The following is a 2,757-nucleotide window of genomic DNA, read 5'->3' on the forward strand; positions in this document are numbered from 1 at the left end:
CCCTTTTCCGGTCTTGGCTACAATTACTGGATAATCATTTACCGTCCCTTTATAAAAAACGAACGATCCCGATTTTTCTTCTTCCACATTGTCCAGGCGTTCAGCGAATTTCTCCGCTTCAATCGGCATTGGCCCTTCTACAATAATAGGCTGCTGCTCTGTTTCTTCATTTTCGGCCGCTGCCTCTTCGGACGATGAGCATGCCGCAAGTAACGATACTAGTAAAATAGAAATAATAGCGATTGGTGCGTATTTTTTCATCAAAATAAATCTCTCCTTAACGAATAGAATAGCTTTTTGAACCCTCATACGCTCCTCGCATTCTCATACTTGTCCATAGAAAAAGGTCTAGAAAAGTAGAGAGTTCTCTACCTTCTAGACCTGCAAAGTTAAAGTACACTACGGCTAAAGTATGGTATCAGACCATAAGAAATCAGCTGCACATAAGTGCACTTTAACTCGTAGTCCAGTTCTTTCATTGGGAACCGGGTAGAGACGCTCGGACCTTATTTCCGAGAATATACGAGTTGGATATGTAATTGGGCTACTGTGATAATATAGCAGACTCTTTCGACGCATTCAACCAAAAAACGAACAAAAATAAAAATAAATTAATTAATATTCGTGTTTATACAAAAATTAGGAACTGAACAAGCCTTTCTCCGTTGAGCACTTGTTATTTTAGAATATAACCTTTCTTATAGAGCAAATAACTTACTATAACCCCAACCACTATCATTAGAGTTGCACATAAGTTTATTACGGTGAAATTAATTTTATAGTCACTAGGTGAATAGCTTCCAGCCATCGCAGCCTGAAAAGCCACCCTTCCCAGCATAGGAAATATCTTATTTAGAAGACTTGTAAAAAACAATATACAAAGTCCAATTATAGTCATTAGATTACAGAAGAAAAATAGTATTTTGTTCATTTCACAGTCTCCCATCATAATTACTCGTTAGTTCTTTTTTAATACTACTTAGGTTCATAATACTCCAGCACGAAAACTCATTTTATCACGATTCTATACTACAATCAGCACTACAGAACCAATAAAAAACCCCTCTGGATTTCTCCAAAGGGGTGAGGGGGAGGTCATTTCATTCGCTTAGTGGTTTTTTTATAGGATTTAGACTTTCTTACATGCTTACTGAGTTCATCCAACGGAATACCGTCCACAAAGCGGTCCTTATGAAACATTTCAGCGAAAATGTGATGCTGGGCGGCTGACAGATTCTTTTTCGTACTTTGACCAGTCTCAAGTTCCGGCATGGAACTCACCTCCAAAGTGTAAACTTTCGAGTCCCTCTTTTGACTGAAGAACTGCCTCCAGGTGATCTCATACTTCACCTTATGATGGAACGCCGCTCAATATGTACATTTTCATATATTATCAGAATTGATTGACTCGTTCGATGACACGGTCGATATCTTCGCCTGATGCATCATAATGGGTTACAAACCGCACCGTATATGGTCCAAACGGGACAGCCAGAACCCCCTGAGTCTTCAGATCCTCGAGAAATTCATGCGAAGTCTTTCCCCGTCCTCCCACATTGACTAAGACAATGTTCGTGTCTACGTTATTCTCAATTTCCAGCCCTTCTATATTTCCTAATCCTTCGGCTAACTGCTGAGCATGCTCGTGATCTTCCGCAAGTCGATCCACCATGTCATTCAGCGCCACAAGACCCGGAGCCGCAATGATCCCTACTTGACGCAGACCGCCGCCAAGACGTTTTCTCCACTTGCGCGCTTTTCGGATAAAGTCTTCCGATCCTGCAATGATAGAACCCACGGGAGCTCCGAGCCCTTTTGATAAACAGAACTGAATCGTATCCGTCTGTTCAGCGTACGTTTTCACCGGAATCCCGGAAGCCACCGAAGCATTGAACAACCTTGCCCCGTCCAGGTGAACCGGGATACCAGATTCCTGGGCTATTTGATGAATGTCCTGCATATTTTCTAAAGGAAGAATCGCTCCACCGGCTTTGTTATGACTGTTTTCTAGACAGATTAGACCCGTTTCTGGAAAATGAATATCATCAGGCCGAATCGCTGCTTTTACGTCGTGAGGATTCATCGCCCCTCTTGTACCTTGCAGCGTGCGCGGCTGAACACCGGCCAGAGCCGACATGGAAGCTCCTTCATACAAAAATAAATGAGCATTTGCTTCCATCAGAACCTCATCCCCAGGTTGGCAATGGGTCAGCACGGAGATTTGATTCCCCTGCGTACCGCTCGTAACAAATAGCGCTGCTTCCTTGCCCGTGATTTCAACTGCTCGATTCTCAAGCTCTTTCACAGTGGGATCCTCTTCATAGACATCATCCCCCACCTCTGCTTCAAAGGCAGCTTCACGCATAGCACGGGTAGGCTTCGTTACAGTATCACTCCTTAGATCAATCATGGCATTTCCTCCTTTTCTGTTATTGTACGAAACAATTCAGAGAGATGGAAATATATGAATTACTAAGACGATGGACCTGCTTCTTATGGTATACATAAAGTAACAGTAAAAGGGGAGGGAATAGGATTGAGTGTATTTCAAACAGTATTATATCTTCATATTCTGGCGGGGTTTACGGCGCTTACCGTGTTTTGGATTCCTTTAGTTACGAAGAAAGGGGGAAGGATTCATAAACGAGTGGGCTGGATATATGTATGGGCCATGGGGATCGTAGCCGCTACCGCCTTCTACATGGGAATTTATCGAATCGCCTTTGATGCTTCACGAAACGCGGCAGAAAAGTCTTT

The 2,757-nt window shown here is 42.9% G+C and carries 3 protein-coding genes, 1 pseudogene and 1 riboswitch; of the genes and pseudogenes, 1 reads left to right on the top strand and 3 read right to left on the bottom strand.

The annotated features are described in order from the left end of the window. The 3 genes and pseudogenes from WAM07_RS16165 to ltaE form a co-directional block, all read right to left on the bottom strand. A pseudogene (locus tag WAM07_RS16165) lies at positions 1-261 on the bottom strand (5'-methylthioadenosine nucleosidase); the annotation flags it as partial. 181 nt (positions 262-442) lie between these two features. Next, positions 443-546: riboswitch (purine riboswitch) on the bottom strand. 549 nt (positions 547-1,095) lie between these two features. Next, positions 1,096-1,272 (bottom strand): hypothetical protein, encoded by a 177-nt coding sequence (locus WAM07_RS16170; RefSeq protein WP_158512396.1) that lies wholly within the window; start codon positions 1,270-1,272, stop codon positions 1,096-1,098. A gap of 121 nt (positions 1,273-1,393) precedes the next feature. Continuing rightward, entirely contained in the window at positions 1,394-2,410 is a 1,017-nt protein-coding gene (gene ltaE / locus WAM07_RS16175; RefSeq protein WP_422168448.1) for a low-specificity L-threonine aldolase, read from the bottom strand. A gap of 126 nt (positions 2,411-2,536) precedes the next feature. Here ltaE and WAM07_RS16180 point away from each other — a divergent pair. Beyond that, positions 2,537-2,757 (top strand): DUF2306 domain-containing protein (locus WAM07_RS16180; protein WP_422168449.1); only part of this gene is annotated, 221 nt, incomplete at its 3' end.

It is taken from the genome of Halobacillus sp., assembly GCF_049282395.1.
Taxonomy (GTDB): domain Bacteria; phylum Bacillota; class Bacilli; order Bacillales; family Halobacillaceae; genus Halobacillus.